Origin of the sequence: Sulfuricella denitrificans skB26, from assembly GCF_000297055.2 — a bacterium.
Lineage (GTDB): Bacteria > Pseudomonadota > Gammaproteobacteria > Burkholderiales > Sulfuricellaceae > Sulfuricella > Sulfuricella denitrificans.
This window is the reverse complement of sequence record NC_022357.1, coordinates 88786-115218: the sequence shown is the minus strand read 5'-3', so window position 1 is coordinate 115218 and position 26433 is coordinate 88786. Positions and strand designations below refer to the sequence as shown.

Below are 26433 nucleotides of genomic sequence, written 5' to 3'. Positions count from 1 at the left end.
GCGCGATTAAAAATTTTGTCTCAATTTCACAGTCAATTTTTCACCGATAACCTCAAGATTATCGGTAACGCCGACATTACGGCACTGCGTCACGGCCAGCCCTTCGTAACCGCAGGGGTTGATCGCCGCATACGGAGACAGATCCATATCCACGTTCAGGCACAGGCCGTGGTAACAGCAGCCATTCTTGATGCGCAGCCCAAGGGCTGCGATCTTGGCGTTGCCGACATAGACACCCGGCGCCTTGTCGAGCCTCTCGGCCCTGGTGCCATATTCCGCCAGCAGATCGATCACCGCCTGCTCCATGCGCCGCACCAGTTCCTTGACGCCAATGTTGCGCCGCTTCAAATCCAGCAGCAGGTAAATGACGATCTGCCCCGGCCCATGGTAGGTGATCTGGCCGCCGCGGTCGATCTTCACGACCGGGATATCAGTTGCGCGCAGCAAGTGTTCCGGCTTGCCCGCCAAGCCCAGGGTGTAGACCGGCGGATGTTCCAGCAGCCATAGTTCATCGGGCGTATCCGGTCCGCGCGTGGCGGTAAAATCCTGCATCGCTTGCCAGGTCGGCAGGTATTCGACCAGACCTAAATTTCTGGTGAGGAGATAGGAGTGAGGAGTGAGGGGCAAAACCTCACTCTCCGCCTTTTTCTCCTCACTCCTCACTCTTCACCCCTCACGGTTCAAAGCGCCATCGACACCATCGGATGGCTGCTGATCTCGCGATACAGATCGTCGAGCTGGGCCTGGGAAACAGCGGTAATGGTGCAGGTCAGGGAAACGTACTTGCCGCTACTGCTTGCCTTCATTTCCGTACTTGCTGCGACAAAGTCCGGCGCGTGACGCAGCACGAGTTCCAGCATGGCATCGGCAAAGCCCTCTCTCGCTTCGCCCATGATCTTGATCGGGAAGTCGCAGGGGAATTCCAGCAGGGTGGTACGCTCTTCCATTTCAGCTTTCCTTGCGCATCACAGTATTCTTGTAATCCTGGTAAAGAGGGTACATCTGGCGGAACAAAGGACCGGGCCGGCCATCCGCGACAGGCTGGTCGTCCAGATGAGTGATCGCCAGCACTTCCTTGGTCGAGGAAGTGAGCCACAGTTCCTGCGCCGTCCTCACTTCATGCTCGCTGATGCGCCGCACCTCGGTTTTGAGGGATGCGGCCGCAGCGAGTTCCAGGATCACGTCGTAGGTAATGCCGGGCAGCATCAGGTTGTCTTTCGGCGGCGCCAGCAGGACAGTGTCGCGCACCACGAAGATGTTGCTGGCTGCACCCTCGGTGAGAAAGCCGTCGCGCAGCAGCAGGGTTTCGGCAGCGCCTGCATCTACCGCCAACTGGCGCAGCAATACGTTGGGCAACAAGGCTATTGCCTTGATGTCGCAGCGCAGCCAGCGATTATCCACCGCGCTTACCACGGCAACGCCACTTTCCACCAGCTCCGGCGTCGAAGTGACCAACGGGTTGCTCATCATGAACACCGTCGGCGCCACGCCCGGTGGGAAAGCATGGTCGCGCTTGGCCACACCGCGGGTCACATGCAGGTAGAGCGACTGATCTTCTTCTTCGTTGCGCTCGACCAGCTCACCGATCAGGCGCACCCATTCATCCTCGCTATGCGGATTGGCCAAACGGATGCCGTCCAGACTGTGCTGCAGGCGTTTCAGATGCTCGCGCAGGCGAAACGGCCGACGCGAGTAAACCGGGATCACCTCGTAGACGCCATCGCCGAAGATGAAACCGCGGTCGAGCACTGGTACGCGAGCCTCTTCGATTGGCATGAATTGGCCGTTAAGGTAGATCATTTGAACCACAGTTTCACACCATCCCAGCTACGCTTGAAGAAGTTTGCCCTGGCCACGCCTTCCAGCGCTACCAGCGGGTAGTCGGCATAAGGTTTATCATCCAGCATCAAACGGATAGTGCCGACTTCCTGCCCAGCGGAAAGTGGTGCCAGCAAGGGCTGCTTGCTGACCAGCGAGGCTTTGAGGCGCGCATATTGGCCCTTGGGCAGCGAAACATAGACATCCTGAGCAACGCCGGCCTTGAGAATATTTTCGCTTCCCTTCCACACCGGCAGGGAGGAAACGACCTGGCCCTTCTGGTACAGGTGGTGAGTGTCAAAATTCTGGAAGCCGTAATTCAACAATTTCTGGCTCTCGCTGGCGCGCATGCTTTCCGAAGTCGTACCCAGCACCACTGAAAGCAACCGACGTGTATCACGTTTTGCCGACGCGATCAGGCAGAAACCGGCAGATTCGGTATGCCCGGTTTTCATCCCGTCGACGGTAGGATCCTGCCACAGCAAGCGGTTTCGGTTGGCCTGGCTGATGTTGTTGTATTTGAATTCCTTCTGCGAATAGAGCGGATAGTAATCCGGAAAATCGCGAATGATCGCCCGTGCCAGCAGGCTTAAATCCCGGGCAGTGGTGTAGTGCTGCGGATTAGGAAGCCCGGTGGAGTTCATGAAATGGGTGCTTTTCATCCCCATACGCTGAGCCTCCAGATTCATGCGCCGGACAAACTCTTCTTCGCTGCCGGCAATGCCCTCAGCCAAGGCGATGCACGCATCATTGCCGGACTGAACGATCATGCCACGGATCAGATCGTCCACGACTACCGGTGTGCTTGGCTGAATGAACATGCGTGAACCCTCGGCACGCCAGGCCCGCTCTGACACCGGCAACGCCTGGGCAGACGCGATCACACCCTGACGCAGGGCGGAAAAAGTCAGGTAGGCCGTCATCAGCTTGGTTAGCGAAGCGGGCTCTATCCGTTCGTCCCCGCCTCGCTGAAGCAACGTCTGCCCGCTGAAAAAGTCCACCAGGATGTAACTTCTGGCGGCAATGTCCGGCGCTGGGGGCAGGGAAATGGCGGGAGATGATGCAAGCGCCGGAAGAACAGCAAATAGCAGTGCAAACGTAAGGAATTTTTTCATCATTAATAAACCTGTTGAAAATTAGCGGGTGGTCAACACTGTTTTGATGTTGAGCGAATTCTTGATCTCGGCTGCAATCTGACTGGCTTCGGCCAGGGTCTGGAACGGCCCGGCGCGCACCCGGAACAGGCCATCTGAAGAATGGATTTGCAACTTGTCGGCCAGCTGGGCCAGCTCAATCTTAAGCCTGCCACGGAAAGATTCCGCATTATCCTGCGCGCCGAACGCACCGAGCTGGACATAGTGGCCGGTAGTCGCTGCCGGCTGCAAAGGCGCCTCCGGCACCGCGACAACGCCCCCCTTGTCGGCCAAGGAAGCGGTGATCGGCGCTTCAGCCGGTTTTGCTGCGGCAGTGTAATTGGCTGGATCGATCGTCTCCACCTCAACCCGGGTGCTGCCCCCTGCGAGCACGCCCAGCTTGTAGGCTGCAGTGTAGGACAAATCGATCAGGCGGTCGCTATGGAACGGGCCACGGTCGTTGACCCGCACGATTACCGATTTGCTGTTCTGCAGGTTGGTGACGCGGACATAACTCGGGATGGCCAAAGTAGGGTGTGCTGCAGTCATACCGTACATGTCGTAGACCTCTCCGATCGAGGTTTTCTGACCATGATAGCGCCGGCCATACCATGAAGCCACGCCGGTTTCCTTGTAGGGCTTGAGGTAAGTATCGGGGGTATAGGTCTGGCCCAGTACGGTGTAAGGCCGGGTGGCGGCCTTGTGCAAAGGTTCTACTTTCGGTTCGGCATCGGGAATGGCATCGAGATTGGCTGGCGGGTTATCACCCGGGCCGTCGTCGAGGTAATAACCGCCCCCTTTTTTAGTCACCACAGCCGATTTTTCCTGTCTGGAAACAACCGGAGCATCCTGCCGTGGCGCGACGCTGCCGCAACCAACCAGAAGGGCGGCAAGTGGAACAAACAAGAACCAGCGGGACGTTTTCATTTATGACTGCACCAGTTTCCGGTGGGTTTGAATACTCATCAACATACCAAATCCAAGCAGTAGTGTCACCATGGAAGTCCCGCCGTAGCTGATCAGCGGTAACGGCACGCCAACCACGGGCAGAATACCGCTCACCATGCCCATGTTGACGAAGGCGTAGGTAAAGAAGGTCAACGTAAGGCTGCCTGCCAGGAGGCGGCTGAACAAGGTAGGTGCTTTGGCGGCGATTACCAGACCGCGGCCGATCACCAGAACGTACACTGCCAGCAGGATAAGATTGCCAGCCAGGCCAAATTCTTCAGCATAGACGGCAAAAATGAAATCCGTGGTTCGCTCCGGCAGAAAATCAAGGTGAGACTGCGTTCCATTAAGCCAGCCTTTGCCGAAAATTCCGCCCGACCCTAATGCAATGGTCGACTGGATAATGTGATAACCCGAGCCGAGAGGATCCTGGGAAGGATCGATCAGGGTCAATATTCGTTGGCGCTGGTAATCATGCAACAGCGACCACAGAATCGGTGCGCTCGCTGCGCCCAATCCAACCAGGCCGAGGATAATACGCCAGCTCAGTCCGGCCAGAAACAGCACGTAGAAGCCAGCGGCGGAAATCAACAATGAAGTCCCCAGATCCGGCTGTTTAATAATCAACCCTACCGGCACAACCAGCATCAGGACGGCGACGCCAAAATCCTTGATGTTAAGGGTTTTTTCTCGCCTGTCCAGGTACCAGGCAAGCATCATCGGCACGGCCAGTTTCATCATCTCCGAGGGCTGAATGCGGGTAACGCCGATATGCAACCAGCGCCGGGCGCCATGGCTGACATCGCCAAAAAGCGCGACGCCGACCAGTAGCAACAGACCAATAACATAAACCGGCAAGGCGAATCGCGCCAGATGTTGCGGCGGCACTTTAGCCACACCCCACATCACCAACAGCGCCACGGACATGTTGACCATCTGGCTGGAAGTCTTGGCGAGATCCTGGCCGGAGGCACTATATAACAGCCCCAGGCTGATCAGCATCAGCATCAGAATAAAGCTCATCAGCAAGCTGTCGACATTCTCGGTCAAGCGCAGCCAAAGCCGCCGCACATCGATTTTAATCATGCTCCTCCTCCGGCGCCTCGGTCAGCGGCACTGGCGGCGGCGGCAGCTTGCCAAGCAGGAAATAATCCAGCACCAAGCGGGCGATCGGCCCCGCCGTCGAGCCGCCGTGGCCGCCGTTTTCCACCAGGATGGCCATGGCAATCTTGGGATCGTCGGCTGGAGCATAAGCGATGAATAAGGCGTGGTCTCGATTGCGCTCCGACACCTTGCTTTCCACGTATTTTTCGGTCTGCTTGATGGCGATCACCTGGGCTGTGCCGGTCTTGCCGGCGGTAAGGTAAGGGGCACCCACGCCGACCTTCGCCGCCGTACCACCCGGTTGGGTGACAGCTATCATCGCCTTCTTCACCAACTCCAGATTCTCCGGCTTGAAAGGCAGAGTGGCGACGGGCTTGGCAGCCGGCGTCATCCGCAACTGATTGGTGGCGACATCGAGAATCGAGCGCACCAGGTGCGGGCGAATAACCGTACCGTTATTGGCCAGCACCGCCGTGGCGAAAGCTAGTTGCAGAGGTGTAGCCAGGTTATAGCCCTGACCGATGCTGGCGCTCACGGTGTCGCCGGTGTACCACTTTTGCTTGTAGCGCTTCATCTTCCACTCACGCGAGGGTAGCACACCGGAGGTTTCCCCCTCGATGTCGATGCCGGTTTTCCTGCCGAAACCGAACTGGCCGATGAAGTTGGTGATGTTGTCGATGCCCAGATCGACACCCAAGCCATAGTAGTAAGTATCACAGGAAATCACGATGGATTTGTACAAATCCACCGAGCCGTGCCCTCCCTTCTTCCAATCGCGGTAGTGATGGGCGTTGCCGGGCAGGGTAAAGAAGCCCGGGTCGGAAATAGTGTAGGAAGGGGTGCGCTTGCCCAGTTCCAGCCCGGCCATCGCCATGAACGGCTTGAAGGTTGAACCCGGCGGGTACTGCCCGCGCAGAGCTCGGTTATTGAGCGGCTTGTCGAGAGAGTTGTTGAGGGCATCCCAGTTAACCGGATCGATGCCATCAATAAACAGATTAGGGTCGAACCCGGGCTTGCTGACAAAGGCCAGCACCTCGCCGCTCTTCGGATCGATGGCCACTAGTGCTCCACGATATTCCCCGAACGCCTTCTCGGCCACTTCCTGCAAGCGACTGTCGAGCGTAAGCGTCAAGTCGCTCCCTGAAATCGGATCGCGCCGGCTCAGAGTGCGAATCGCGCGGCCGCCAGCATCGGTTTCCACATGGTCGAAGCCAGTGACACCATGTAACTGTTTTTCGTAACTCTGTTCGATGCCAAGCTTGCCAATATGGTCGCTACCGCGGTAATTAGCCATATCTTCCGAGGCTTCCAGTCGATCCAGGTCGGCTTCGTTGATGCGCCCGATATGTCCAATGGCGTGGGAAGCCAGCTCCCCCTTGGGATAATGGCGGAACAACCGTGCCTTGATGTCTACGCCGGGAAAACGGAAGCGGTTGGCGGTAAAGCGGGCAACCTCGACATCGTTCAAGCGGGCGCGAATCGGCAGACTCTCGAAATTGCGGCTTTCCACAAGCAATTTCTTGAAGCGCTTGCGATCGCGCGGCTGGATGTCTACCAGCGCCGCCAGTCCATTGATCGTTGCCTCCAGATCCTGGATCTTGCTCGGCGTAATTTCCAAGGTATAGGCAGAGTAATTGTGCGCCAGAACAATGCCATTGCGGTCAAGTATCAAGCCGCGATTGGGAACGACGGGGACAATCGAAATTCGGTTATTTTCTGCCAGGGTGTGAAAATGATCGTGCTCCACCACCTGCAGAAAAAAGAAGCGTCCCACCAACAGCGTGAACAACAGTACGGCGCCTGCCGCAGCGATGCCAAGCCGCCACCTGAAATAATACAACTCCCTCTGATGGTCTCTGAGTTCGGTCGGACGATTCACTTGTGGCCCGCGGAATACACCGAATCAGCATTCGGCCTGCCACGCTGAGGCAGCAGAAATAACAGGCTTAAGACCGGCCATAGCATTGCGCCAGTCAGGCAGGAAAAGAAATAACTGGGGCCAGGAAAAACGCCGCCCCCGAATAACCGTATGATCAACATCGTAGTCTGCAGTAGCAATAGCAGTAGCAGCACGTGGGACGCCTGCTTCCAAAGAGTGAACCGCTGAATACGTCGATGCAGCACGATCGCAGCATAGACGCCGAGACTGTAAGCAAAGGCATGCTGGCCCAAAATCACGCCATCGCCGACATCCATCATCAGCCCGGCAATCCAGGCTGCTGCGAAACCCAATTTTCGTGGCTCACGGATAGCCCAGAACAGGAGCACAAGAGCGACGAAATCTGGACGAAACGACAGCGCCAACCCTTGCCAAGGCAACAGGTTGATCAGTAACCCGCTCACCAGCGTAAAAAAGATAAATTTTCTACTGGCGGGCTTAAGCAGCTCCGGCGCTCCGGCGTAATGCATATCTAAGGCCTGTTCTTTCTAACAACCGGCGTCTTGCTGTCAGTCTTTCCTGTACCCACTGGATCAGGTTTCCGGAACCGTTGCACTTCGCCAACCAGGATTAAAAGCTGCTTGTGTCGGTTCACGCCCGCACTAGGGATGCATGTAATCTTGGCGAAAGAGGCGTTGCGCTCGATTTTCGATACCACCGCTACCGGCAAGCCGGCAGGATAAACGCCATCGATACCGGAGGTAACCAGGGTATCGCCGTTCTGGATATCCGCATTGGCCGCCATGAAAGGCAACTCAAGCGCACCATCCTGGCCATGGCCGAAAGCGATTGCACGGGCGCCATTGCGAACAATTTCCACCGGAATGGCCTGGTCCTTGTCGGTGAGCAGGGTGATTTCGCTGCTGAACGGGTATACCCGGGTAACCTGGCCGATTACGCCAATCTCGTCGAGCGCCGGTTGCCCGGCCTGGACTTTATGAGTCAAGCCCTTGTTTACGGTAATTTTCTGGGAAAATGGATCGCGTCCGGTATAGACGATTTCAGCCGCCACTACGTTTTCGCCTCGCTGTTGCTGGATACTGAGGATATTTCGAAGATGAACATTCTCTGCCTGCATCGCTTGCAACCGCTGCAATTGCGCAGACTGCACCAGCTGACGCTGACTGAGCATGGCATTTTCATTTTGCAGGCGTGCTTGAGTAACAAAAAAATCGCCGGTCCGGTCGAGAAGTTCAACAGGCGTCATAGCCAGACTCTGCAGTGGAGCAACGGCAACTGAAATTATCTGGCGCAGCGAATCCAGTGCATTCAGACGAGCATCCAACAGCATTAGCACCAGGGAAATCAAGGCGAAAAAGACGAAGCGCGCCAGCGGGCTGGGACCGTGGTTGAAAAATGGCGGAGCCTGGTGATCCATAATTTTAGTGCTGAGTCCTGAGTAAAAAGTCCTGAGTAGTTGGCGCTTCGCAATGTTTCTTGCGCAGCACTCAAGGACTCAGGGCTCAGGACTAGTCATTGGTGAAAACGCCACCCAATTTGTCCATTTCCTCGAGCGCCCGGCCACTGCCGCGCACCACGCAGGTGAGAGGGTCTTCGGCGACGATCACCGGCAGTCCGGTTTCTTCCATCAACAATCGATCCAGGTCGCGCAGCAAGGCGCCGCCGCCCGTCAGGACCATGCCCTTTTCTGCTATGTCCGAACCCAGTTCCGGCGGAGTCTGTTCCAGTGCCGACTTGACCGCACTGACGATGCTGTTGAGCGGGTCGGTCAGGGCTTCGAGGATTTCGTTACTGGAAATAGTGAAGCTGCGCGGGATGCCTTCGGCCAGATTACGGCCCTTCACTTCCATTTCGCGCACTTCCGAACCGGGGAAGGCTGAACCGATCTCTTTTTTGATTTTCTCGGCCGTGGCTTCGCCAATCAGCATGCCATAGTTGCGGCGAATATAGTTGATGATCGCTTCGTCGAACTTATCTCCACCGACCCTCACCGATGCAGCATAGACGATGCCGCCAAGAGAGATCACACCGACCTCGGTGGTACCGCCGCCAACGTCCACCACCATCGAACCGGTCGCTTCTGCAACCGGCAGGCCGGCGCCGATCGCCGCCGCCATCGGCTCCTCGATCAGATATACCTGACGCGCACCGGCGCCGATCGCCGATTCGCGGATGGCGCGCCGTTCCACCTGCGTGGACCCGCAGGGCACGCAAATGATAATGCGGGGGCTCGGGCTGAGCATGCGCGAATCGTGAATTTTTTTGATGAAGTACTTGAGCATCTGCTCGGTGATGGTGAAATCGGCGATCACACCATCTTTCATCGGGCGGATCGCCGTGATGTTGCCCGGCGTGCGGCCCAGCATCTGCTTTGCCTCTATACCTACCGCCTGGATAGTCTTCTTCGAAGAAGGTCCACCCTCCTGACGAATCGCTACCACCGAGGGCTCGTCCAGTACGATACCCTTGCCGCGTACGAAAATCAGGGTATTGGCGGTACCCAGATCGATGGCCAGGTCGTTGGAAAAATATCCGCGTAAGAATCCAAACATCATTGCTTAATTCCAGTGATTGAGGTGCGTGGGTTAAATGAAACATGATACCATTTTAAGCGTATCGCTTTAAAGTTCTCCGGGTGAATTTTTATGTCATTGAATCTGGCCGATGTAAAGCGCATTGCCCATCTTGCCCGCATTGCGGTGGAAGAGGACGAAATGCCGGGCTATTTACAGCAACTTTCCAACATCCTCAACTTGGTCGAGGAAATGCAAGCCGTCGACACTACCGGCATCGAGCCGATGGCGCACGCCCAGGACGTAGTGCTACGCCTGCGCAACGACGTTGCTACCGAAATCGACCGCCACGCCGCCTACCAGGCCGTCGCGCCGCAAGTTGAAGCCGACCTTTATCTGGTTCCCAAAGTTATCGAGTAATTCGTGAGGAGTTAGGGGTGAGGCGTGAGACGTGAGACGGTTTTGTATTTACCCTCTCACACCTCACCTCTCACCTCTCACCAAAAATGATCAACACATCGCTAAAAGAACTCTCGGCCCAGCTGGTCTCAAAGAAGATTTCCAGCGTTGAGCTGACGCAGACCTTTCTTGATCGTATCAAGGGACTGAACCCCAAGCTCAATGCCTTCATTACTATAGATGAAAACAAAAGCCTGGCGCAGGCCAAGGCTGCTGATGCATTGATTGCATCCGGCAAGGCCGGGCCACTCACCGGCATTCCGGTGGCACAGAAGGACATTTTCTGCGCCGAGGGCTGGCTCTCCACCTGCGGTTCGAAGATGCTGCACAATTTCGTCTCACCTTATGACGCCCATGTGATCGAACAGTTCAATCGCTCTGGGGCGGTCAACCTGGGCAAGACCAATATGGACGAATTCGCCATGGGCTCGTCCAACGAAACCTCGTATTTCGGCAAGGTAAAGAACCCCTGGGATCTCGATGCCGTTCCCGGCGGCAGCTCGGGTGGGTCGGCTGCGGCAGTCGCGGCACGGCTGTGCCCAGCCGCCACCGGCACCGACACCGGCGGCTCGATCCGCCAGCCCGCAGCGCTCAACGGCATTACCGGCATCAAGCCGACCTATGGCGTTGTGTCGCGCTATGGCATGATCGCCTTTGCCTCCTCGCTCGACCAGGGCGGCCCGATGGCGAAGAGCGCCGAAGATTGTGCGCTGTTGCTCAACGTGATGGCCGGTTTCGACGCGCGCGACTCGACCAGCCTGGAACGGGAAAAAGAGGACTACGGCCGCGACCTGGATCAACCCCTCAAGGGGTTGCGCATTGGCCTGCCCAAAGAATACTTCGCGGCAGGACTTTCCGCAGACGTGGCGCAAGCCATCGAAGCCGCCCTGGCGGAATACCGCAAGCTGGGTGCGCAAACCGTTGACATATCGCTACCCAACAGCAAGCTGGCGGTACCGGTATATTATGTTCTCGCTCCGGCGGAGGCCTCCTCCAACCTCGCCCGCTTCGACGGCGTGCGCTATGGCTACCGCGCCCCGGAATACACCGACTTGGCCGACATGTACGGCAAAACCCGGGCGCAAGGTTTTGGCGCAGAGGTGAAGCGGCGCATCATGATCGGCACCTATGTGCTGTCCGCCGGCTATTACGATGCCTATTACCTGAAAGCGCAGAAGCTGCGCCGCCTGATCGCGCAGGATTTCACCAACGCCTTCGCTCAATGCGACATGATCATGGGACCGACCTCACCGACCACCGCGTTCAACCTGGGCGAGAAAAGCGACGACCCGGTCTCGATGTATTTGTCGGACATCTACACCATCGCCGTCAACCTCGCCGGCCTGCCGGGTATGTCTATACCCGCCGGCTTCGGAGCCAACGGCCGTCCAGTCGGCTTGCAGATCATCGGCAATTACTTCAGCGAAGCGAAAATGCTCAACGTCGCGCATCAGTACCAGATGGCGACCGACTGGCATACGCGGCTACCGCCGCTCGGTGAGGGGTTAGGCGTGAGGGGTTAGGCGTATGGTTATCTTGCTCTTCTCCTCTTTCACCCCTCACCCCTCACCCCTCACGAGGTTATAACTATGCAGTGGGAAATCGTCATCGGGCTGGAAACGCATGCCCAGCTCAACACGCAATCCAAGATTTTCTCTGGAGCAGCCACCGCCTATGGCGCTGCGCCCAATTCCCAGGCCTGCGCGGTGGATATCGCCCTGCCCGGCGTGCTGCCGGTATTCAACCGAGTAGCGGCAGAAAAGGCGGTCAAGTTCGGGCTAGCCATCGGCGCACGGATCAATCGCAAATCGGTATTCGAACGCAAGAACTACTTCTACCCGGATTTACCCAAAGGCTACCAGACCACCCAGCTCGAACTGCCGATCGTGGCCGAAGGCGGAACGCTGCAGATACAGGTAGGCGATCGGGAAAAAACCATCCGCATCACCCGCGCCCACCTCGAGGAGGATGCCGGAAAATCGCTGCATGAGGACTTCCACGGCATGACCGGCATCGACCTCAACCGTGCCGGCACGCCGCTGGTCGAGATCGTCACCGAGCCCGACCTGCGCAGCAGCGCCGAAGCGGTGGCTTATGCCAAGAAGCTGCATTCCCTGGTGCGCTGGATCGGCATTTGCGACGGCAACATGCAGGAAGGCTCATTCCGCTGCGACGCCAACGTTTCGGTGCGGCCCATGGGCACGGAAACGCTCGGCACCCGCTGCGAAATCAAGAACCTCAATTCCTTCAAATTCATGGAAAAAGCCATCGAATACGAAGTTCGCCGGCAGATCGAGATCCTCGAGGACGGCGGCCGCATCGTCCAGGAAACCCGCCTCTACGACCCTGACCGGGACGAGACGCGTTCGATGCGCTCCAAGGAAGAAGCCAACGATTACCGTTACTTCCCCGACCCCGACCTGCTGCCGCTGGTAGTGGACGAGGCTTTCCTCGACCAGGCCCGCGCCACAATGCCGGAGCTGCCGCAGGCGATGCGCGAGCGCTTCATGCGCGATCAGGGACTGCCTGCTTACGATGCCGGCATCCTGACCACATCGCGTGAACTGGCGGGCTATTTCGAGGATACGGTCAAGGCGCTGGGCGGCGAGGCGAAAATTGCCACCAACTGGATCATGGGCGACCTGTCTGCCCAGCTCAACAAAGAGGGGCTCGAGATCACGAACGCCCCTATCTCCGCCGGCCAGCTCGCCGGACTGCTGAAACGCATTGTGGACGGCACCATTTCGGGCAAGATCGCCAAGGAAGTATTCACTGCGATGTGGGCCGGCGAAGGCGATGCCGACACGATCATCGAAGCCAAGGGATTAAAGCAGGTATCCGACAGCGGCGCGATCGAAAAGATCGTGGATGAGATCGTTGCGGCCAACCCGGCACAGGTCGCCGAATACCGCAGCGGCAAGGAAAAGGTGTTCGGCTTCTTCGTCGGCCTGGCGATGAAAGCCAGCAAAGGTAAAGCCAATCCGGCTCAGCTCAACGAAATCCTGAAGAAGAAGCTGGCCGGCTGAAGCAGAAACGCCGGGGCATATCAGCCCCCGGCGGTGTTACACATTACCTCTTCGCCGCCTCCTCGACCTGGCGCAATTCGCGGAAACGCTTCTTATCATCCTCGAACCTGGCGCGAATCGCATCCATTTCCATCCGCCTCAGCTTGGTCATTTCCTGCAGGCGCAGCATCTCTTTCTCGGCTTCCTCAATCTCCTGCTGCAAATCAGGCGGCAACGGCCTCTTCTTTGCAGCCAGGTCTACCGCCTGTTTCCGGGCTTGATCAAGGCGCGGCTGGACCTGCTTGGCGCGCAATTCCATGCTCTGAAGCTGGAGTCCGCCCTGTTGAAGGTTGCGGTCGCGCACCAGGTCGATTTCCTTCTCCGTGGTATAGGTGTTGAGCAGCGCCTTGTCGCGGCGTTGCTGTTCCAGCTTCTTCTTGTCTTCCTCCTTTTGCTGCGTCAGCTCCTCTTCCTTGGCCTTGCGCTGCTCCGGCGTCAAAGCGGCATCGGTTTTCTTGATTACCGAGCCTTTCTTGTCCAGCTCGGTGTTGCCCTGCTGGGCATACTGGGGCGGGACGGTGTTGCCGTAATGGGTCTTCCCATGCTCATCCACCCAGGAATACAGTTTCCCCGCTACAGCCGGAAAACTGGCGAGCAAAATCAGCAACAATGAGAAGCGAATGCGCATAGTGACTCCTTTAAGAAACGCCATATTGATTCTTGTATTCTAAAACCGCCAGCAGATTTTGCGCCATCTCCGGCTTCTGCCGCAAGTAGCCGATCATGTCATCCAGCTTAGCGATACTGACCACCGGAATGCCATAACCCTGCGTCACCTCCTGGGTCGCGGACAACTCTCCCGTGCCGCGTTCCTGCCGGTCGAGCGCGATCATCACGCCGCAGGGCTCGGCTCCGTTCGCCTTGATCAGCGCCACTGATTCACGCACCGAGGTGCCGGCCGAAATCACATCGTCCACGATCAGCACCCGCCCGGCCAGCGGCGCTCCGACGATGGCGCCGCCCTCGCCGTGATCCTTGGCTTCCTTGCGATTGAACGCAAAAGGCAGGTTGCGCCCATGCCCGGCCAGCGCCACCGCAATCGCCGCCACCAGGGGAATACCCTTGTAGGCCGGGCCGAACAGCATATCGAACGGGATAGGGGCGGAAAGAATGGCTTTGGCGTAAAATTGCGCCAGCTGCCCCAGGGATTCACCGTCGTTGAACAGGCCGGTATTGAAGAAGTAGGGGCTCAGCCGTCCAGCCTTGGTCTTGAATTCGCCGAAGCACAGCACGTTGCGCTCGATGGCGAAGCGAATAAAATCCTGGTGAAAATCCTGCATTCGGGCTTCCTTAATATTCTCGGAGAAAACAATTGCGCATTATAACGCTGAATCTGAACGGCATCCGCTCTGCCACCAGTAAAGGACTGCTCGAATGGCTGCCGCAGCAGCAGGCCGACATCGTCTGCCTGCAAGAACTCAAGGCGCAACTGCCCGATTTGTCACCGGAAATGCGCGCGCCACAAGGCTTTCATGGCTACTTCCATGCCGCTGAAAAGAAAGGCTACAGCGGCGTGGGCATCTACACTCGACGCCAGGCTGATAATGTGATCGAAGGCATGGGCATTGCCGAAATTGACGCCGAAGGCCGCTACCTGCAAGCCGATTTCGGCAAGCTCAGCGTCATCTCGCTCTACCTGCCTTCCGGCTCCAGCGGCGAAGAACGCCAAGCCGCAAAGTTTCGCTTTCTGGATTATTTCGCCCCTCACCTCGTGGAACTCAAGGCAGAAGGACAGGAAGTCGTACTGTGCGGAGACTGGAACATCGCCCACAAAGAAATCGACCTGAAAAACTGGAAGTCCAACCAGAAAAACTCCGGCTTCCTGCCCGCAGAGCGTACCTGGATGACCAAAGTATTCGACGAACTCGGCTGGGTCGACATCTACCGCCAGCTACACCCGGAAGCCACCGGCGAAGCCTATACCTGGTGGTCAAACCGCGGCCAGGCCTGGGCCAAGAATGTCGGCTGGCGCATTGACTACCAGATCGCCACGCCGGGTATCGCCGCGACGGCGAAAAATGCTGTGGTCTATAAGGAGCAGCGCTTCAGCGATCATGCGCCGTTGACGGTGGATTACGATTGGGCGTTCTGAGCTTTTCCGCCGCGCCCATAAAAGTCGGCAGATAGATATTGCCGCGCAACAAATTGTGACGTTTAATCCTTGAAAATATGGGTGCAGCGGCAATCACGAACCCGGCCGAGCGACTTCGGCGACCGACCGGACTGGAAGGAATCATTCGATGGCTTATAACGAAATACTGGCTCTCCAACGATGAACATCCGCCCTTCCCTCTCTGATACCGTTGTCAGCGCTATTACGCGGGAGTGGATTCCCAACTCGTTTGATGGCTTTCTTCATGAGCTAAATCACATCGTTGAATGCTGCAAGACAAAGAAAGCTCTTGCGCTGTTTCGTGGTCACCGCAACAGGGAATGGTTGTTGGACTCGACGTTCGTACGCTCATTCAAAACAACCCTTTTCAGGGTTCCATCAGAAAACAGACTTTCTCAGAGAATTGTGGACTCAGCTGAGTTTCATCCAGCCATTCTGAATCTATTTCTTCTGAAATTTGGAGTGCTCGCGCGCCCTTCAGATGAACTTGAGATGGTCGCACAACAGCATGACATCGATGCTTGGTTTGAATTTATGAAGCGACTCCAACAATACCCAGAGGAGGAGGATTCCTTCTTTTTCTTGAAGGGAACCAATCTCCTGGACTGGACGCAGTCGCCAGATATAGCACTGTACTTTGCGAACGAAAATCGGAATGCCGATGGAGCAATCTATATTTGTGACGCGACAGCGACGGGCAAGACCTTGCAGGTTCTTCGTCTTGGCGCAATCCTCGACAAAATGCGTGAATTAGGGAAAGCAGGTCTGCCGTTAGGCGCCCCCCTATTGTTCTCCCCACCAAAACAAATCCTGTGCCACAGGGCAAAGAATCAGCAGGCAGTGTATTTCGCTCAGATGGACCTTCGGTATGACTTGGAATACATCTGGCAACTCCGAGAAGCAGCGCTGTCAGGCGAAACAATTTCAATCAAATTAGTTCTCCCCGCTGGCAGCGAAGCGGCCGCCAGTGAGTACTTGGCAAAGAAGAAAATCACCCCTACTTTCATTTACCCAGACGTGTAGAGCAACGAATAATGGGTGAGGCACTCCTAATTCTATTAGCCGGATGATTGCGTGCGCTACGCGCGAATGTTTAGATGCCGAGGCGGTGAGGAGGAGGAACCGGGTGGCGTGCGTAGAGGGTCGATTCTCTCCTCTATTGCCCCCAGCCTCGCTGGGGGAGAGGTGGTAATAGTTCCTTCCCCTTCAAGGGGAAGGCTAGGATGGGGATGGGGTGTTTGGTTTGAATTCCCCTTGATCCGCCGCCGAGTAGCGCAGCCAAGTCGGGGGCTTTCGGCGAGGACTGTCTGAGCGCAAAGCGCGAGTTCCGCAGCCGCCCGGCTTGGCGAGCAACGCAGGGAACCCCGAAGGGGCGGTGGATGGGTGTCGCCTTCTTTGGGTTACCTTTCTTGGCGAAGCAAGAAAGGTAACCAGCTGCCGGGCTGCCCCCGGCAATCAAACAACGCGCGAAGCGCACAAAACTAAACCCCACTACAAATACTTATCCTCCCCCTCTTTCCAAGGCGCAACCTTAAGCAGCAACGCCATCCCCGGCAAAGCCAACACCGTACATAATATAAAGAAGGAAAACCACCCCAGCTGCTCGACCAGAAACCCGGTAGAAGCATTGATAAACGCGCGCGGCACCGAGGCCAGACTGGTGAACAGGGCGAACTGGGTGGCGGTGTAAAGCGGGTGAGTGGTGCGAGCGATGAAGGCAACGAAGGCCGCCGTGCCCAAGCCGACGCCCAGCGCTTCGAAGCCGATCACCAGGGCGAGCACGACCTTATCGTGGCCGACCTGCGCCAGCACGGCGAAACCCAAAATCGACACCACCTGCACCACGCCGAACAGCCACAGCGCGCGGTTGATGCCCAGGCGCATCATCCACACCCCCCCCAGCAACCCGCCGATGACGCTGGGCCACAGGCCAGCATGCTTGGCGATCAGGCCGATATCGGTCTTGGTGAATCCCATATCGAGGTAGAACGGCGTTGCCAGGGCAGTGGCCATACTGTCGCCGAGCTTGTAAAGAAAAATAAAACCGAGGATCAGCAGCGCGGAGCGCCAGCCCTGGCGATTGATGAACTCGCGGAACGGTTCGACCACCGCTGCCCGCAACGTTCTCGGACCGGACTTGACAAGATCGGGCTCGGACACCATCAGCGTCATGACGACGCCGGGCAGCATAAACAGGGCGGTGATCAGGAACACGCTGCTCCAGGGCAAGTGGTCGGCCAGGATCAGGGACAGCGAGCCCGGCACCAAGCCAGCGAGGCGGTAGGCGTTGACGTGAATTGAGTTGCCCAGGCCGAGTTCGACGTCGAACAGGATTTCCCGCCGGAAGGCGTCGAGCACGACATCCTGCGTGGCGGAAAAGAAGGCGACCGCCAAGGCCAGGTAGGCGATGCTCCATAGGTCCAGCTTCGGTTCGAACCAGCCGAACATCGGCACAGAAAGCAGCAGTGCAATCTGGGTAAACAGCATCCAGCCCCGCCGCCGACCCAGCTTAGGCCAAGCAAAGTGATCCAGCAGCGGCGACCAGAGGAACTTCCAGATATAGGGCAACTGGATCAGTGCAAACAGGCCGATCACCTTGAGGTCGACCTGCTCGGAGCGCAACCAGGCCGGCACCAGACTGATCAGGAAATACAGCGGCAGGCCGGAACTGAATCCGGTAAAAACGCAGATAAGCATTTTGCGGGTAAAGATCGCCCGCCACAGAGAGGAGTTTTCAGGCATACGGGAATAACAATAATTCAGACGCGCTACCTTACCTGAAAATGCGGCACAGAAACAGCAAGCCCTTCTCTTTGCCGGATGCTGCCGGCTATGTCAAAATAGTTATCCATGTCCTCTTTACACCCCCAAAAACCATGCCTGAAGTCAGCCTGATCTCGGCGTTGCTGGTTGGCCTGCTCGGCGGCACCCACTGCGTCGGCATGTGCGGCGGCATCGTCGGCGCATTAAGCCTGCAAATGCCGGCCAATGTCCCGCAATGGCGCTTCCATCTGGCCTACAACCTGGGCCGCATCGTCAGCTACGGCGCGGCGGGCGTACTGGTGGGCGCTGCCGGGGCGAGCAGCATGATGTTGAGCGACATGTTGCCGGTCAAGCTGGCCCTGTACCTGATTGCAAACCTGCTGCTGGTTTTCCTGGGCCTGTATCTGGCCGGTCTTTCCCATGCCATATTGCAGCTTGAGCGCCTCGGCGGTGTCATCTGGCAGCGCCTGCAGCCTTACTCGAAAAAGCTGCTACCGGTGCGTTCGGTGCCACAGGCTTTCGCCCTGGGAGCACTGTGGGGCTGTGTACCTTGCGGTCTGGTCTACAGCGTGCTGGTGGCCGCGATGGCCAGCGGCAGCGCCGCCAGTGGTGGCATGATCATGATCGCCTTCGGTCTCGGCACCTTGCCCAACCTGCTGGCGATGGGCTACTTCGCCCGACAGCTCAAAGGCTTCATGCAGCACAAAGGGGTGCGCCTCGCCGCCGGGCTTCTGGTGGCGGGCTTCGGCGTACTGGGCTTGTATCGGCTGGCGATGCTGTAGCCCAGATGTGTTCGTTTTTCGATGACAGTCTTTTCACCGCAGAGGACGCGGGGGGAAAACCCAGTAATGCTTCACCTCTACGGATAAAGTATTTAGCCCCTACGCCTTCTCGAAACGATATACCGCTAAATTTCCCAGCAGATTCGGTAGCAAGCTTACATCGTCGCCATCGCACATGACATGGCGCTCAAGGATGCGCACCCCCTGATCGCGGCAGAACGCCTCGAAATCGACAAAGGTGCAAAGATGAATGTTGGGCGTGTCATACCACTGGTAGGGCAAATCCTTCGACACCGGCATGCGCCCGCCGATGATCTGGATACGCCGCCGCCAGTAGCCGAAATTGGGTATGGTGACGATGCCCTGCCGACCGACACGCAGGATTTCCTTCACCACCAGTTCGATGTTGCGCATCGCCTGCAGGGTCTGCGACAGAATGACGAAATCGAATGACTGCGGCTCGAATCCGGACAACCCTGCCTCCAGGTCCATCTGGATCACGTTGACGTTTTTTTCGACGCAGGCGAGGATGTTGGTGTCGGCAATCTCGATGCCGTAGCCGTGGGCGTTGCGAGCTTCCTTGAGGTATTTCAGCAAGGTGCCGTCGCCGCAGCCCAGATCGAGCACCTTGGCATTCGGCTCCACCCATCGCGCGATGGCGGCGAAATCGGCTCTGGCGATCATATCCCCAACCCTTTGGCCGCATTTTTCATATAAGCGCTTACCAGAGCATGGTAGTGCGGGTCAGGCATGAGGAAGGCATCGTGACCGTGCGCCGCGGTGATTTCCGCGTAGCTGACGCGGCGGTCGTTATCCAGCAGCGCCTTGACGATTTCGCGCGAACGGCCCGGCGCAAAACGCCAGTCGCTGGTGAATGAGATCACCAGAAAATCGGCCTGGGCCGGACTCATCGCTGCACTCAGCCCGACACGGTGATGATGGGTGGGATCGAAATAGTCGAGCGCCTTGGTCATCAGCAGATAGGTGTTGGCGTCGAAGCTGTCGGCGAACTTGTCGCCCTGATAGCGCAGGTAGGATTCGACCTCGAACTCCACGCCATAGCCGAACTGGAATACGTCATTCTTGAGAATGCGGCCGAATTTCTCGCCCATCACGTCGTCCGACAGATAGGTGATATGACCGAGCATGCGCGCCAGGCGCAGGCCGCGCCTGGGCACCACGCCGTGGGCGTAGAAATCGCCGCCATGGAAATCCGGGTCGGTCAGAATGGCCTGACGCGCCACGTCGTTGAAGGCGATATTCTGCGCGGTCAGCCCGGGTGCCGAGGCGATCACCAGGGCATGGCGCACGCGCTGCGGATGCAGGATGGTCCACGACAGCGCCTGCATCCCGCCCAGGCTGCCGCCCATCACCACGGCAAAAGCTTCGATGCCGAGCCGGTCGGCCAGCCTTACCTGGGTTTCCACCCAATCTTCCACCGTCACGAAGGGGAAGGTCTTGCCGTAAGGCTTGCCGGTTTTCGGATCAGGGCTGGAGGGGCCGGTCGAGCCGTGGCAGCCGCCCAGGTTGTTGAGGCCAATAACAAAAAAACTCTCGGTGTCCACCGGTTTGCCGGGACCGATCATATTGTCCCACCAGCCCGGCCGCTTCTCCTGTTCGGAATGGAAGCCGGCGACATGGTGATGGCCGGACAGGGCGTGGCAAACCAGGATGGCGTTGGACTTGTCCGCGTTCAGCGTGCCGTAGGTTTCATAAACCAGGTCGTAGCTGTCCAGCGTCGCACCGCTTTTCAGGGCGATCGGCGTATCGAAGTGCGCGGTCTGTGGCGTAACGATGCCGACGGAGTTGGGTTGCGGGTGCATGGCAGAAATTATAACGTGATTTCGGGCACTCAGGCGTTCAGACGCGCCAGCAACTGGGGCAGCTTCTCCGGCTCCTGTGCCTTGAGAATTTTCTGCGCCACGCCAGTGATGTGAGGCAGGTCGGATTTGAGGATCTGCTGCTTGACCGTGAGCACGTGAGCCGGATGCATGGAGAACTGGCGCAACCCGAATCCGAGCAGCAGGCGAGTGAAGCTGGGATCACCCGCCATTTCGCCGCATACCGAAACCGGAATGCCGGCTTTATCGGCGGCGGCAATGGTCATGGCGATGAGCTGCAGCACTGCCGGATGAAGCGGATCGTAGAGGTGCGCCACGGTATCGTCGGTACGGTCAATCGCCAGGGTGTACTGGATCAGGTCGTTGGTGCCGATCGACAGGAAATCGAGATGCTTGGCGAAGGTCTGCACCGACAGCGCCGCCGCCGGGATTTCTATCATGCCGCCGACCGGAATGCGGGCATCGAAAGGTATCCCTTCCGTCGCCAGCTCCTGCTTGGCGTGGCCGATCAGGTGCAAGGTCTGGCGCAGCTCGGACAAGCTACACAGCATCGGGATCAGCAGGTGAATCCGGCCATAGTGCGAGGCGCGCAGGATTGCCCGCAACTGGGTATGGAACATCTGCGGCTCGGATAGACATAGACGGATGGCGCGCAGTCCCAAGGCGGGGTTATCGCCGCTACGGTCAGCGAACCTGAGCTGCTTGTCCGCGCCCAAGTCCAGGGTGCGGATGGTCACCGGCAGCCCCTTCATGTCCTGCGCTACCTTGCGGTAGGCGGCAAATTGCTCCTCCTCGTCCGGCAAATCGTCGCGATTAAGGAACAGGAATTCGCTGCGAAACAGGCCGATACCGGTGGCGCCTGACGCCTTTACCTGTGGAATATCCTGCGGCAATTCGATATTAGCGTGCAGTTCCACCGCTGTGCCGTCCAGGGTGGTGGCGGCAGTAGACTTGAGTCGCTTGAGCTTCTGCTTCTCGATTTCCCACTGACTCTGGCGCAGCTTGTATTCGGCCAGGATCTGCTTGTCCGGGTTGACGATCACCACGCCCTGCTGGCCATCCACGATCAACAGTTCATTTTCGCGGATCAGCTGGCGCGCATGATGCAGCGCCACGATCGAGGGGATATTCAAACTGCGGGCAACAATCGCGGTGTGCGAGGTAACACCACCGACATCGGTAATGAACGCAGCGAAGCGCTGCTGCTTGAACAGCATCATGTCGGCGGGGGAAAGATCGTGCGCCACCAGGATCCGGCTCACATCGGTGCTTGCCGGCTGACTAACCGAACCGGGATGGCCGAGCAGTTCCTTGAGCACGCGCTCTACCACTTGCACCACGTCGGCCTTGCGTTCGCGCAGGTAGTCGTCCTCGATTTGCTCAAACTGCGAGAGCAGGGCATCCATCTGCTGCTTCAGCGCCCATTCCGCGTTGATACGCTGGTTCTGGATCAGACCGATCGGCGCTTTGGATAGCGTGCCGTCCGCCAGAATCAGCAAATGCAGGTCAAGAAAAGCGTCGAATTCCGCCGGGGAACCAGCGGGTATATTCACCCGTAGCGCCTCCAGTTCGAGTCGGGTGGCGGTTATCGCCGCCTCGAAACGGGCGATCTCATTCGGCACTTGTTCCAATGACAGTGCGTAAAGCGGAACTTCAAGAACGGCATGGGAGATTAAATGGGCATAGCCGATGGCGATACCGCCAGACACTCCGACGCCATGCATGGCAAAACTCATTGTGCCTCGCTCCTGCTAACGACTGACGACCGATGGCTGACGACCATTTTCATTATTCCCCCTCGCCGAAACGATCGGCGATCAAGGCTGCCAAGGCCTGCATCGCCGCATCTTCATCGGCACCGTCGATCTCGAGATGGATCGTGCTGCCCTTGTTTGCCGCCAGCATCATCACGCCCATGATGCTCTTGGCGTTAACCCGGCGCTCATTACGCGTAATCCAGATTTCGCTTTTGAACTGCCCTGCCATCTGGGTCAGCTTGGCGGAGGCTCGCGCGTGCAAGCCGAGCTTGTTAACGATCGCTATATCTTGCTGTAACATCTCAGCATTCCTTGGTAACGTGAACCACACCGTCACGACCGCCGGAGAGCGCCTTCTCCGCCACCGCTTCCAGCGGGTCGTTGCGGTAAGTGATCGCCCGCACCAGCATCGGCAGATTGACGCCGGCGACACATTCCACCCGGCCAGGCTCGGCCAGACGACAGGCAATATTGCTCGGCGTGGCACCATACATGTCGGTCAGCACCAGCACCCCGCTGCCATCGTCTAGTCCCTCGACAATTTCCCGCACCTGAGACAACAGCCGACCGGGGTCGTCCTGAACCGCCACCCCAAACTCTTGCAATTGCGGCTGGGGGCCGCCGAAGACATGGCTGGCGCAGTGAATCAAGCTGTCGCCCAAAGTGCCATGCGCGATAATTAGAATGCCGATCATTGAGAGTCCCTGGTTCCTACCAAACACAAAACCGCCATTTTACCGCAAAGACGATGCGCTGAATCAGGGAACTTCATGAAAGACCAGCCCCTTTTCCTGAAATTCCAGACGTTTATTCATCGCCGCTGTCAGATAAACTTCGCCGCGTTCATCGATCAACATAGCACTCTCCGCTCCCATGGCTTGCGCCGCCGTGCGCCAGCCCTTCACACCTGCGATAAAGGCCGGCTTGGAGGCCACGTCGGACAATGTTCCGGCATGGCTTCCCTTGGGAATCAGCACGGTAACCGCCTGCACGCCCTGCGCCGGGTAGCCGGTGCGCGGATCGATGATGTGACAGTAGCGTTTGCCATCGAACTCGAAGTAACGCTGGTAATCTCCCGAAGTGCCGATTGCCTCACCATCGTGAAGTTCCAGCGAAGCAATGGCTCCCGCCTTGCGCGGATGTTGCACGCCGACGCGCCAGGGCTGACCACCGCGGCTGCCAATCGCGATGATATTGCCGCCAATATTGATCAGCGCGCCTTTCACTCCTTGAGTACGCAGATATTCCGCTGCCAGATCGAGCGCATAGCCCTTGGCATAGCCGCCAAGGTCGAGTTGGACCGCCGGGTTCTTGCTGTAGAACAGTATCCCTTCGAACACGATATCGGTCATGCGCGGATTGGCCTGGACCAGCGCCTTGATTTCCCTGGGATCAGGCTGTTGTGGCGTGAATTCGTCACCCTGGAACCCCCAGAGTTTAATCAGCTTACCGATGGCGGGGTTGAACAGGCCGCCCGACATTTCCGAAAGGCGCGTGGCATCCTGGATGATCGGAACCAGGCCGGGCACAACCGCCACCTTCGATGGGCTTTGCGCGAATACCGCATTCATCCGCGACAACGCACCCGGCTCCCAGGCATGCAGGGTGCGATGCAGATAATCAAAGTCCGCCAGCACCTTGCTCGACAGTTCCCTGGCACGCGCCGGCTCCTCGCCGGCAATCGTCACATCCACCATGGTGCCGAAGACGAAGCTCTGTTCGTGGTAGACGGGGGTTTCCTTGGCGCAGCCGGCGAGCGCAAACAGCAGGACAAACGTGGTCAGTAGAATGGTGAGGGGTGAGGGGTGAGGGGTGAGAAGAACCCGGAAATTCGCCGACCCTAACGTTTCACGCCTCACGCCTCACCCCTCACGCATTTCTCCAACGCATCCACAAACATCCCCGCCACATCGAAGCCGGTCTGGCTGGCGATCTCCTGCATCCCGGTCGGGCTGGTGACGTTGATCTCGGTAAGCCAGTCGCCGATCACGTCGAGACCAACCAGGAACAGTCCGGCATCCTTGAGTTTCGGCCCCAGTGCGGCGGCAATTTCCCTGTCCCGCTCCGAAAGCAACTGCGCCACGCCCTTGCCGCCGACCGCGAGGTTGCCGCGAGTCTCACCCTCTTTCGGAATACGCGCGAGCGCATAAGGTACCGGCTCGCCATCGATCAGCAGGATGCGCTTGTCTCCTTGGGAAATCTCCGGAATGTAGCGCTGCGCCATCACCGTTCGGGCCCCCAGTTGGGTCAGGGTTTCGATGATTACGTTCAGATTGGGATCATTGCGCGGGATACGAAATACCGAGCTGCCGCCCATCCCATCCAGCGGCTTGAGAATGATGTCGCCGTGCTGTTCGATGAACTCGCGAATCAGCGCTTCCTGCCTGGTGACCAGCGTAGGCGGCATGAATTCGGGAAATTTTGCGGTGGAAAGCTTTTCGTTGAAGTCACGAATCGCCGCCGGACGGTTAAAAATCTGTGCGCCTTGCCCCTCCGCCAGCTCCAGCAAATAGGTGCTGTAGATGTATTCCATGTCGAAAGGCGGATCCTTACGCATCAGCGTGACGTCAAAGTCCGAGAGCGCGTGCCAAGCCGCCTCTTCCAGCGTATACCAGCGCAACGCATCATCCACCAGATCAAGCTTGCGTGCGAAGCCGGCCACCGCACCCTCACGCAACACCATCTCATGCTGCTCCATGACATAGAGTTCGTGGCCGCGCGCATGCGCTGCGCGCATCATGGCGTAGGTCGAATCCTTGTAGGTTTTAATGGACTCCAGCGGGTCGAGAATGATCGCCAGCTTCATGGCGCCAGGTTTTCCAGTTCCATCGCGGCGGCCAGCAACGCCAGCCTGGCCACCACACCATAGGCGTAGAAGCGGTTGGGCTCGGCATCAGGGGCGGCGGCACAGTCCGGCAGGGTGAGCGCGGTCTCGAAGGCCAGCGGTTCAAAGCGCATCCCCGGCGCATTCAAGTTTTCATCCTTGCCGCGGCTGGTGTGGACACGGTAGAAGCCGCCCACCACGAAATGATCCATCATGTATACCACCGGCTCGGCGACCGCGTCGGCAAGACTTTCAAAAGTGTATACGCCTTCCTGGATGATGACGTCGGTCACCGCCATCCCCTCCTTGCCCACTGCCATCTTATTGCGCTGCTTGCGGTTCAGGTCGCGCACCTCGGAGGCGTCCTTCACTGTCATGATGCCCATTCCGTAAGTGCCCGCATCGGCCTTGACGATGACAAAGGGATCTTCGTTCACGCCGTATTCCTGATATTTTTCGCGGATATCCTTGAGCAGATCATCGACATGGGCGGCCAGGCATTCCTCGCCTTGCCGCTCCTGGAAATTGATCTGGCCACAGGTGGCGAACATCGGATTGATCAGCCAGGGGTCGATATGCAGCAGGCGCGCGAACTCCTCGGCAACCCGGTCATACTTGCCGAAATGGTCGGATTTCCGCCGCGTCGACCAACCGGCATGTAGCGGCGGAATCACCGGCTGATCGAGGTCTTTCAGAATGTCGGGAATTCCCGCCGAAAGGTCGTTGTTGAGCAGTATCGCGCAGGGATCGAAGCCATCCAGCTTCAAACGGTCACCCTCACGCTTCAACGGCTCCAGCGTCAGGGTCGAGCCATCCGGCAAATCGAGCGTGGTGGGCGCGGTGATTTCCGGCAGCAGGCTGCCGATGCGCACCTGCAAACCGGCATGCCGCAGTATGGAGGCGAGCGCCGCTACGTTCTGCAGGTAATAGATATTACGGGTGTGATTTTCCGGGATCAGCAGAAATCGCTGCGCCACAGGACAAACCTTCTCCACGGCCGACATCGCCGCCTGTACGCAGAGCGGCGTGAAGTCGCGGTTCAGGTTATTAAACCCGCCAGGGAACAGGTTGGTATCCACCGGGGCGAGCTTGAAGCCGCTATTACGCAAGTCCACCGAGGCGTAGAACGGCGCGGCATGATCCTGCCACTGGGTGCGGAACCAATGCTCGATCTGTGGCTGCGCATCCAGGATGTGTTGCTCCAGTTCGAGAAGAGGTCCGGTAAGCGCTGTAGTTAAATGGGGAACCATGGTTGTCCATGAAAAGTTCGGGGGTGATAGTGATTGTAGCGGATAAGGCCAGACTCGTCAGGATCCCAACTGGTAGAGCAGGCGCCATTGCGACAAAGGGCTGCTTATTTTGCACGCAGTTTGGTATAATGCTTGGTTTTTACAGCAAATTTTCAGGGCAGCT

The 26433-nt window shown here is 57.9% G+C and carries 27 protein-coding genes; 6 read left to right on the top strand and 21 right to left on the bottom strand.

The genetic code is table 11. The features are described from left to right. Positions 1-6: 6 nt before the first annotated feature. The 10 genes from lipB to SCD_RS00480 all read right to left on the bottom strand — a co-directional run bounded on the left by lipB (position 7) and on the right by SCD_RS00480 (position 9455). Positions 7-552 (bottom strand): lipoyl(octanoyl) transferase LipB, encoded by a 546-nt coding sequence (lipB, locus tag SCD_RS00525; RefSeq protein WP_232504468.1) that lies wholly within the window; start codon positions 550-552, stop codon positions 7-9. A gap of 128 nt (positions 553-680) precedes the next feature. Then, positions 681-947: a YbeD family protein gene (locus SCD_RS00520; protein WP_009207101.1), complete on the bottom strand. Its 267-nt coding sequence runs from the start codon at positions 945-947 to the stop codon at positions 681-683. Position 948: 1 nt separating this feature from the next. Then, complete coding sequence (locus SCD_RS00515; RefSeq protein WP_009207102.1) at positions 949-1800, bottom strand: D-amino acid aminotransferase; 852 nt, start codon at positions 1798-1800, stop codon at positions 949-951. Beyond that, positions 1797-2936: a D-alanyl-D-alanine carboxypeptidase family protein gene (locus SCD_RS00510; RefSeq protein ID WP_009207103.1), complete on the bottom strand. Its 1140-nt coding sequence runs from the start codon at positions 2934-2936 to the stop codon at positions 1797-1799. The genes SCD_RS00515 and SCD_RS00510 overlap by 4 nt, the downstream gene beginning before the upstream one ends. 18 nt (positions 2937-2954) lie before the next feature. Beyond that, positions 2955-3878 carry a septal ring lytic transglycosylase RlpA family protein gene (locus SCD_RS00505; protein ID WP_070099564.1) on the bottom strand — a complete coding sequence of 308 codons (924 nt, stop codon included), beginning with the start codon at positions 3876-3878 and terminating at the stop codon, positions 2955-2957. Beyond that, positions 3879-4985, bottom strand: a complete 1107-nt coding sequence (gene rodA / locus SCD_RS00500; protein ID WP_009207105.1) for a rod shape-determining protein RodA — start codon at positions 4983-4985, stop codon at positions 3879-3881. Then, complete coding sequence (mrdA, locus tag SCD_RS00495) at positions 4978-6882, bottom strand: penicillin-binding protein 2 (RefSeq protein WP_009207106.1); 1905 nt, start codon at positions 6880-6882, stop codon at positions 4978-4980. The genes rodA and mrdA overlap by 8 nt, the downstream gene beginning before the upstream one ends. Next, positions 6879-7412 (bottom strand): rod shape-determining protein MreD, encoded by a 534-nt coding sequence (mreD, locus tag SCD_RS00490; protein ID WP_009207107.1) that lies wholly within the window; start codon positions 7410-7412, stop codon positions 6879-6881. Before mreD ends, mrdA begins: the two co-directional genes overlap by 4 nt. 2 nt (positions 7413-7414) lie before the next feature. After that, on the bottom strand, positions 7415-8320 hold the full coding sequence (gene mreC / locus SCD_RS00485; RefSeq protein WP_009207108.1) for a rod shape-determining protein MreC: 906 nt from the start codon (positions 8318-8320) through the stop codon (positions 7415-7417). Positions 8321-8411: 91 nt separating this feature from the next. Further along, positions 8412-9455: a rod shape-determining protein gene (locus SCD_RS00480; protein WP_041673555.1), complete on the bottom strand. Its 1044-nt coding sequence runs from the start codon at positions 9453-9455 to the stop codon at positions 8412-8414. A 93-nt stretch (positions 9456-9548) separates the two neighbouring features. Here SCD_RS00480 and gatC point away from each other — a divergent pair, with 93 nt between their 5' ends. The 3 genes from gatC (at position 9549) to gatB (ending at position 12901) form a co-directional block, all read left to right on the top strand. Beyond that, complete coding sequence (gene gatC / locus SCD_RS00475; protein WP_009207110.1) at positions 9549-9836, top strand: Asp-tRNA(Asn)/Glu-tRNA(Gln) amidotransferase subunit GatC; 288 nt, start codon at positions 9549-9551, stop codon at positions 9834-9836. A gap of 86 nt (positions 9837-9922) precedes the next feature. Continuing rightward, on the top strand, positions 9923-11398 hold the full coding sequence (gene gatA, locus SCD_RS00470; RefSeq protein ID WP_009207111.1) for an Asp-tRNA(Asn)/Glu-tRNA(Gln) amidotransferase subunit GatA: 1476 nt from the start codon (positions 9923-9925) through the stop codon (positions 11396-11398). A 66-nt stretch (positions 11399-11464) separates the two neighbouring features. Next, positions 11465-12901 carry an Asp-tRNA(Asn)/Glu-tRNA(Gln) amidotransferase subunit GatB gene (gatB, locus tag SCD_RS00465; RefSeq protein ID WP_009207112.1) on the top strand — a complete coding sequence of 479 codons (1437 nt, stop codon included), beginning with the start codon at positions 11465-11467 and terminating at the stop codon, positions 12899-12901. A 43-nt stretch (positions 12902-12944) separates the two neighbouring features. Here gatB and SCD_RS00460 read toward each other — a convergent pair whose 3' ends face one another. Beyond that, on the bottom strand, positions 12945-13568 hold the full coding sequence (locus tag SCD_RS00460; RefSeq protein ID WP_009207113.1) for a DUF4124 domain-containing protein: 624 nt from the start codon (positions 13566-13568) through the stop codon (positions 12945-12947). Positions 13569-13578: 10 nt separating this feature from the next. Further along, positions 13579-14220: an orotate phosphoribosyltransferase gene (gene pyrE / locus SCD_RS00455; RefSeq protein WP_009207114.1), complete on the bottom strand. Its 642-nt coding sequence runs from the start codon at positions 14218-14220 to the stop codon at positions 13579-13581. Between the two features lie 32 nt (positions 14221-14252). Between pyrE and SCD_RS00450 the strand changes: the two genes are divergently transcribed. Then, complete coding sequence (locus SCD_RS00450) at positions 14253-15032, top strand: exodeoxyribonuclease III (protein WP_009207115.1); 780 nt, start codon at positions 14253-14255, stop codon at positions 15030-15032. Between the two features lie 180 nt (positions 15033-15212). Beyond that, a complete protein-coding gene (locus SCD_RS00445; protein ID WP_041673262.1) occupies positions 15213-16076 on the top strand; it encodes an FRG domain-containing protein in 864 nt (287 codons plus the stop codon). Between the two features lie 468 nt (positions 16077-16544). On the opposite strand, the gene SCD_RS00440 is transcribed toward SCD_RS00445, so the two are convergent. Then, entirely contained in the window at positions 16545-17795 is a 1251-nt protein-coding gene (locus tag SCD_RS00440; protein WP_009207117.1) for an AmpG family muropeptide MFS transporter, read from the bottom strand. Positions 17796-17836: 41 nt separating this feature from the next. On the opposite strand from SCD_RS00440, the gene SCD_RS00435 reads away from it, so the two are divergent. Beyond that, entirely contained in the window at positions 17837-18598 is a 762-nt protein-coding gene (locus tag SCD_RS00435) for a sulfite exporter TauE/SafE family protein (RefSeq protein ID WP_332370307.1), read from the top strand. 99 nt (positions 18599-18697) lie between these two features. Here SCD_RS00435 and metW read toward each other — a convergent pair whose 3' ends face one another. The 8 genes from metW to gshA form a co-directional block, all read right to left on the bottom strand. Further along, positions 18698-19282, bottom strand: coding sequence for a methionine biosynthesis protein MetW (gene metW / locus SCD_RS00430; protein ID WP_009207119.1), 585 nt, complete (start codon positions 19280-19282; stop codon positions 18698-18700). Then, positions 19279-20421, bottom strand: a complete 1143-nt coding sequence (gene metX / locus SCD_RS00425) for a homoserine O-succinyltransferase MetX (RefSeq protein ID WP_009207120.1) — start codon at positions 20419-20421, stop codon at positions 19279-19281. The genes metW and metX overlap by 4 nt, the downstream gene beginning before the upstream one ends. Positions 20422-20450: 29 nt before the next feature. Next, positions 20451-22175: a phosphoenolpyruvate--protein phosphotransferase gene (gene ptsP / locus SCD_RS00420; protein ID WP_009207121.1), complete on the bottom strand. Its 1725-nt coding sequence runs from the start codon at positions 22173-22175 to the stop codon at positions 20451-20453. 52 nt (positions 22176-22227) lie between these two features. Then, the gene (locus SCD_RS00415) at positions 22228-22497 is read right to left on the bottom strand and encodes an HPr family phosphocarrier protein (RefSeq protein WP_009207122.1); all 270 of its coding nucleotides are present in this window, start codon (positions 22495-22497) and stop codon (positions 22228-22230) included. A gap of 1 nt (position 22498) precedes the next feature. After that, the gene (locus tag SCD_RS00410) at positions 22499-22891 is read right to left on the bottom strand and encodes a PTS sugar transporter subunit IIA (RefSeq protein WP_009207123.1); all 393 of its coding nucleotides are present in this window, start codon (positions 22889-22891) and stop codon (positions 22499-22501) included. Positions 22892-22954: 63 nt separating this feature from the next. After that, on the bottom strand, positions 22955-24055 hold the full coding sequence (locus tag SCD_RS00405) for an FAD:protein FMN transferase (protein WP_009207124.1): 1101 nt from the start codon (positions 24053-24055) through the stop codon (positions 22955-22957). Continuing rightward, positions 24052-25002 (bottom strand): glutathione synthase, encoded by a 951-nt coding sequence (gene gshB / locus SCD_RS00400; protein ID WP_009207125.1) that lies wholly within the window; start codon positions 25000-25002, stop codon positions 24052-24054. Before gshB ends, SCD_RS00405 begins: the two co-directional genes overlap by 4 nt. Then, the gene (gene gshA, locus SCD_RS00395; RefSeq protein WP_009207126.1) at positions 24999-26270 is read right to left on the bottom strand and encodes a glutamate--cysteine ligase; all 1272 of its coding nucleotides are present in this window, start codon (positions 26268-26270) and stop codon (positions 24999-25001) included. Before gshA ends, gshB begins: the two co-directional genes overlap by 4 nt. Between the last annotated feature and the right edge of the window lie 163 nt (positions 26271-26433).